Raw genomic sequence first — 6,650 nt, forward strand, 5'->3', positions numbered from 1 at the left:
GACCGGGAAGAGGGTGACGCCCGTGCCGGACGGGGCGCGGCCTGATCCGGCCGCCCGGTCTCCCCGCCGGGAGCGGGAGTCAGACGCGGAACCAGGCGGTGCTCGCCCCGGCCACCACCCCGGCGTGGGTGGGGGCGGAGCTGAGCGCGGGCGTGCCCCATTCCACCGGGTACGGGTCGCCGCCGAAGACGGTCACGCAGACCATGTCACCCCGCCGGAAGACGATCACGTCCTCGCGGCCGGAGGGCAGCCACTCCAGCGGACCGGTGAACGCCGGGCGCATCCGCAGGGCGTCGCGGTGCAGGGTCCAGGTCGAGTCGGGGCGGGACATCTGGTCCTCGATCGCGAACGCCCCGAACCAGTCGGGCTGCGGCAGCCAGGCGATCGACGAGGGGGAGAAGCCGAACGACGGTCCCGCGGACGTCCACGGCAGCGGGACCCGGCAGCCGTCGCGGCCGTGCTCCTGCTTGCCCGAGCGGAACCAGGTGGGATCCTGCCTGAGCTCGTCGGGCAGGTCGAGGACCTCGGGCAGGCCGGCCTCCTCGCCCTGGTAGAGGTAGACCGAGCCGGGCAGGGCCAGCAGCAGCATCGTCGCGGCGCGCGCCCGCCGTACGCCCAGGTCGACGTCCACCACGCCGCGCGGCCGGGTGTCCGGGCCGCCGGTACGGGAGACCAGCCCGAAGCGGCTGACCGTCCGGTGCACGTCGTGGTTGGCGAGCGTCCAGGTGATCACCGCGCCGGTGGAGACGATCTGCTCCAGCCCTCGCTCGATGGAGGCGCGGAAACGGGCGGCGTCCCAGGGGCAGACCAGCAGGTCGAAGTAGAACGCCTGCTGGAGCTCGTCGGGGCGCAGGTAGAGCGCGAGGTCGCCGACCGTGGGCACCCAGATCTCGCCGACGAGGATCCGCTCGCGGGCATCGGCGATCTTGCGCCAGCGGCGCAGCACGTCGTGCACCTCGGGCTGGTTCTGCGCCAGGATGTTGTACTCCGGATGGTGCGGCCAGTCGGGCAGGTCGGCGTGCTTGAACAGCATGTGCACCACGTCGATGCGGAAGCCGTCCACGCCCCGGTCGAACCAGAAGCGCAGCACGTCCTCGAAGTAGGCGGCGACCTCGGGGTTGCGCCAGTTGAAGTCGGGCTGGCCGGAGTCGAAGCTGTGCAGGTACCACTCGTCGTCGACCCGGGTCCAGGCCGGGCCGCCGAAGACGGAGCGCCAGTTGTTGGGCGGCTCGTCGCCGCGGCCGGGCCGGAAGATGAACCGCTCCCGCGCGGCCCGGTCGCCGGCCAGCGCCTCCTTGAACCAGGCGTGCTCGACCGAGCAGTGGTTGGGCACCAGGTCCATGAAGACCTTCAGCCCCAGGGCGTGGGCCTCGGCCAGCAGCCGGTCGAAGGCGGGCAGGCCGCCGTAGCGGGGGTCGATGTCGGTGTAGTCGGCGACGTCGTAGCCGTGGTCGGCGCCGGGGGAGGGGTAGCAGGGGTTGAGCCAGATCCCGTCGACGCCCAGTTCGGTCAGGTAGCCCAGCCGGGCCCGGAGCCCCTCCAGATCGCCCACGCCGTCGCCGTCGGAGTCGGCGAACGAGCGCAGGTAGACCTGGTAGACGACGGCGTCACGCCACCACATGGGTTGTTCCTCCCGAGAGCCCGGACGATATCCGCTGGGGTTCCTCCCCCGGGAGGCGGTCCGATATCCGTCCCCCGGAAACTCCCGGGAATCCCGGGAGAGCCCGGGAATCCCGGGGGAGTCTCGGAGACTCCCGAAGAACGTGGTGCCGGATCAGCCGAGGATCTGGAGCAGGCCGAGGTTCCTGACACCGGCCTTCTCGCTCAGGCGCTGCAGCGTCTTCCCGGAGGAGTCCAGGACGACCAGCGTGTTGCCGGGCTTGCCCGCGACCCGGACCACCAGGCGGCCGTCACGCAGGTACCGGGCGCCGAGCAGCCTGCCCTTGACCGGGATCGTGATCTTCTTCCCGGTCCGGGTGTCGTGGATCGACGGGGTGAAGGACAGCGGCCAGGAGCCGTCCCCGGCGTTCGCGTTCGCGCCGATCGCGTTCACCACGACACGGCGGCCGTCGGGGGAGAGGCTCTCCACGTGGTTGGCGAGCTTGATGCCGGGGACCCGCGTGGAGGTGCGCGAACCGGTGGCCAGCAGGTGCACGCCGGTCGTGTCCCCGGCGTATCCGGCGAGGGCGCGGCCGTCGGCCGACCAGGTGAGGTGGCAGGGGCCGAGCGTCGTGCCGAGCGTGCTCAGGCCCTTGCCGTCGGCGCCGACCGCGGCCACGGTGGTGCGCTCCTGGTTCCCGGACCCTCCGGCCGCCGCGGTGGGGAAGGCGATCCGCCGGGAGTCGGCCGACCAGGCGGGGGTCAGGCAGGGGCCGCCGTAGGCCGCGCCCCTGGCGACGATCTTGTCCACGGTCTTGCCTGCGGTGGCGCTGGAGACGTGCAGGCGTCCCTTCCCGTCGATCCAGGCGACCTTCCGGCCGTCGGGGGAGGCGGAGAACTGCCCGGTGAAGGAGGCGGCGCGGCTGCCCCAGACCGGACGCCCGTCGCTCTTCAGCACCCGGACGTCGTTCCCGTAGCTCAGATAGACGCCCTGGCCGGTCAGCGGTGCCGGAGCCCCGCTCTGTGCCGGGCTCTGTGCCGGGGTGGCTGCCTGTGCCGGCAGGGCGGCGGATACGGCGAGTGCGGCACCCGCGGCCAGGGCCCAGTACTTCACGACAGTTCTCCTCAAAAAGGGGTCGATACCGGTGATTAGAAGCCTGAGCATCCCAAAAGGTTCACCGGATTCGCGGGAATTGTCGTAACCGAAACCCCTCAGGGACAACCCGTGATCGGGAGGACCGCCTCGACGGCCGTGCCGCCCCCGGCCGCCGGACCGATCGCACAGGTCCCGCCCAGCTCGGAGGCCCGCTCGCGCATCGAGATCAGACCGATCCCGGACCGCGCCTCCTCGGGCAGCCCGCGCCCGTCATCGGTGATCCGGACCGTGAGCGCGGACTCCTCCCGCCGCAGTGAGACCGCCGAGGAACGGGCCCCGGCGTGCTTGCGGACGTTGGTGAGCGCCTCCTGGACGATCCGGTAGGCGGCCACCTCGACCGCCGCGGGCAGGTCGGACAGGTTCCCCTCGGTGTCCACCGTCACCGACGGCCCGCTCTCGGCCGCCAGTGCCCGTACGGCACCCGCCAGGCCGAGCTCGTCCAGGGTCGGCGGGCGCAGGCCGTACACCAGCTCCCTGATCTCCTGGTTGACGTTGTCCATCCCGTCGCGCAGGCCGAGCAGGAGCCGGTCGGCGGAGGCCGGGGCGGAGCGCAGACTGATCTTGGCCATGTTGATCGACATCGCCATGTCGGTCAGCGCGTGGCCGAGCCCGTCGTGCAGGTCCCGGCGGAGACGGCGGCGTTCCTCCTCGCGGGCGGTCAGGATGCGCTCGCGGGAGCGCTGCAGATCGGCGGTCATCCGGATGGCGTGCGCCACGTCGGCCGCGTACGGCGTGACCACGGCGATCAGCCGGTCGTTGTAGGCCGCGGCGAACCTGCGCGGTCCCGGGGAGCCCAGCAGCAGGCGGCCGACCGGCTCGCCGTGCCAGATCAGCGGGACCACGCGCGGGGCCGGTCCCAGCAGGCCGAGCTCCACCCTCCGGGCCTCCGGGCCGTCCACCTCGACCACGACCCCGGTGACGCTGAGCCCGTCACGGATCACGGCGGCGACGGCGACCAGGGCGCCGCCGGGCTCCGCCTCGCCGACCTCCCGGGTCAGCCGGGCGGCCAGGGCGGCCGGGTCGCCGTGCGTGCCGTACATGAGCCGGTCGACCAGGCGCCGCAGCCGGACGCGGAGCGGCTGGAAGAACACCCCGGCGACCAGCGCGGCGGCCAGGCCGACGATCCGGTCGTAGCCCGACAGGACCAGCCCGGCCACGGCGCCCGCGCCGAAGTAGACCGCGCTGACCGCGGCGATCAGACCGGCGGCCACGAAGGCGCGGCTGATCACGGTGTCGATTCCGTACAGCCGGTAGCGCAGGGCGGCGAAGGCGATCGCGACGGCGGTGAGGACGGTCCACGACGTGGACATCAGCCACCAGTCCTGCCCACCGGCCAGGAAGAAGGTGTAGATGGCGAAGGCGGACACCGGCCAGGCGATCTGCCGCCGCCCGGTCGCGTCGGCCCGGCGGAAGCGCACCACCAGCGAGACCACGGCCACCGCGACGAGCCCCACGAGAATCGACTGCATGACCGCCTGACCGGCGGCGGCGTAGGGGGCGAGCGCCTCGACGCCGATCGGGTTGGGGATCGGCTCGGGCCAGGGAGAGCGTTCCGGAGGCGGCGACGGGAGGAGGAGCTGATAGACGGTCTGTATGACGATCATGGCGATCGCCAGCGCGAGCACCGGCCGCCAGCGCGGCGACGGCAGCCGGCCGTCGGGGGAGAACAGCGGCATGATGACGCCGAGCAGAACGCCGCCGATCCCCCAGCCCAGGCACATCAGCCAGCGCAGGTATCCCGCGGCGGCCATGTCGCCCGCGGCCCCGGCCGCCAGCGTGGCCGACGTCGCGAAGATGTTGACCGCGCAGCCCAGTCCGCCGGCGCACATCAGCCAGCCGGTGACCCGGGGCGCGCCGTGCGCCAGCAGGAAGATCCCCACCAGGGGGAAGGTCACGCCCGCCGCGGTGTCGGGGGTGGCCGGGATGTCGAGGTTCCACCCGGGCGGCAGACCGAGACCGGCGACGAACCCCCACACGGCCAGCAGCAGGGAGGCGAGGGCCGTGACGGCGGCGAGGATCCCCGGGGGAGAGGTGAGGAACGCGGCCATCGCGCTCGGGCGGGGACCGTCGAAACCGTCGAAACCGTCGATGCCGTCGATGCCGCGGGTGCCGCCGGTGCCGCCGGCCCCGTGCGCCCCCGCCTCCCCGCCGGGAGCGGTGTGGTGGCGTCCCCCCGCCTGCGAGTACATCGCTATCTGCCCGTGTCGCCCGGGTTGACCAGGCCGGACTCGTACGCCGCGACGACGAGCTGGGCGCGGTCGAACAGCCCCAGGTGGTCCAGGAGCTTGCTCACCGACGCGGCCACGGCCTCCTCGGGCACCGCGAGGGTCGCCGAGATCTGCCGGTTGGTCAGTCCCCGGGCGATCAGCTTGAGCAGGTCCAGCTCGGCGTCGCTGAGACCGGCGAGCGCGGGCGGGGCCGCGGGGTCGGTGCGCCCGGCGAAGGCCGAGATGAGCCGGGTGGTGACGGCGGGGTCGATCAGCGCGTCACCGGCCTGCGCGGCCCGCATCGCGGTGATGAGCTGCTCGGGGGCGGAGGTCTTGAGCACGAAGCCGCTCACCCCGGCCCGCAGCGCCGAGTAGAGGTTGTCGTCGGTGCCGAACGTGGTCATCATGATCACCTTCGGCGGGTTCTCCTCGGCGAGGATCCGCCGTGCGGCGGTCAGCCCGTCCAGCCTGGGCATCTGGATGTCCATCAGCACCAGGTCGGGGCGGGTCTCACGGGCGAGCGCGATCGCCTGCTCGCCGTCCCCGGCCTCGCCGGCGAGCTCGAAGCCCGGTTCGCTCTCCAGCACCACGCGCAGTCCGGTGCGGACCAGCGCCTGGTCGTCCACCACGAGGACGCGCAGGGCCGGGGTCGCGGAGCCCGCGGCGTTCCCGCCCGGCGCGGGAACGCCGGGCGGGGACGGCGGGCCGGGCCGGTGCGCGGTGACCGGCTGCTCCTTGGGCAGGTCCAGGTGGGGAGCCTGGACCAGCATGTCGGACTCCAGCCGCTGGAGCGTGGCGCCGAGGTCTAGGCCCAGCTCGTCGCGGAGCACGGTTCTGGCGCGCCGGAGCGCTCCCAGCGCGTCGCCCTGCCTGCCGCCCCGGTACAGGGCGAGGGCGAGCAGCCGCCAGCCCTCCTCCCGGAGCGGGTGGGCCGAGACGTGCGCCTCCAGATCCGCGACCAGGGCCGCGGAGTGGCCGAGCGCCAGTCCGGCGTCGGCGCGGCGCTCGACCGCGGTCAGCCGGAGCTCCTCCAGCCGGCCCGCCTCCGTCACCGCCCACGTCAGGTCGGAGAACTCGGCCAGCGCGGGCCCCCGCCACAGGGAGAGCGCCTGGTCCATGCGCTCCCACACCGTGGCCGGGTCGCCCTCCATCTTGACCGTCTTCTCGAAACTCCAGCAGTCGACCTGGCCGGTCTCGGCGCGCAGCGCGTATCCCGGAGGCGCCGAGACGAGGACCTCCGCCTCCTTGCGCGGCGCGCGGCCCGGCTCCAGCGCGCGCCGCAGCCGGGACACGTATCCCTGGATGGTGGACAGCGCCTGGGCCGGGGGTTCGCCCGGCCAGAGCTCGTCGATGAGCACGCTCACCGGGACGGCGCGGCCCCTGGCCACGAGAAGCCGGGCCAGTACCGCCATCTGACGTTGCCCGCCGAGGTCGAGAACCACGTCACCGTGGCAGGCCTGGAACGGTCCTAAAGCACGAAATATCAGCATCGCACCGGTAAGGGTACGGCTACCTGGGCTGATGTCATACGGTAACACCCACCATCGTTCGTTCCCTGTGATGAACCAGGTTGTAACGGATGTATCCCATCAACCGGGCGCTCAGACGGCGTCCGGTGACTCCGGTGACTAAGAGGGTGACTCATTTGGTGAGTCTGCGGTAGCAGATGAGTGCGGCGGCCAGGGCGA

At 72.8% G+C, this 6,650-nt stretch carries 4 protein-coding genes; all 4 read right to left on the reverse strand.

What is annotated here, in order from left to right; all coding sequences use genetic code 11:
- Positions 1-79: 79 nt before the first annotated feature.
- Positions 80-1,621, reverse strand: a complete 1,542-nt coding sequence (locus IEZ08_RS12010; protein WP_068922506.1) for a glycoside hydrolase family 13 protein — start codon at positions 1,619-1,621, stop codon at positions 80-82.
- Positions 1,622-1,774: 153 nt separating this feature from the next.
- Positions 1,775-2,713 (reverse strand): TolB-like translocation protein, encoded by a 939-nt coding sequence (locus IEZ08_RS12015; RefSeq protein ID WP_189242148.1) that lies wholly within the window; start codon positions 2,711-2,713, stop codon positions 1,775-1,777.
- 98 nt (positions 2,714-2,811) lie between these two features.
- A complete protein-coding gene (locus IEZ08_RS12020) occupies positions 2,812-4,944 on the reverse strand; it encodes a sensor histidine kinase (protein WP_189242149.1) in 2,133 nt (710 codons plus the stop codon).
- 2 nt (positions 4,945-4,946) lie between these two features.
- Complete coding sequence (locus IEZ08_RS40510; RefSeq protein ID WP_068922508.1) at positions 4,947-6,452, reverse strand: BTAD domain-containing putative transcriptional regulator; 1,506 nt, start codon at positions 6,450-6,452, stop codon at positions 4,947-4,949.
- Positions 6,453-6,650 lie beyond the last annotated feature (198 nt).

Source organism: Planobispora rosea, assembly GCF_014648175.1.
Lineage (GTDB): Bacteria > Actinomycetota > Actinomycetes > Streptosporangiales > Streptosporangiaceae > Planobispora > Planobispora rosea.

Bases quoted from the DNA above. Each gene is read 5' to 3' on its own strand.
- IEZ08_RS12010 (WP_068922506.1), bottom strand. From the start codon at position 1,621: ATGTGGTGGCGTGACGCCGTCGTCTACCAGGTCTACCTGCGCTCGTTC.
- IEZ08_RS40510 (WP_068922508.1), bottom strand. From the start codon at position 6,452: ATGCTGATATTTCGTGCTTTAGGACCGTTCCAGGCCTGCCACGGTGAC.
- IEZ08_RS12020 (WP_189242149.1), bottom strand. From the start codon at position 4,944: ATGTACTCGCAGGCGGGGGGACGCCACCACACCGCTCCCGGCGGGGAG.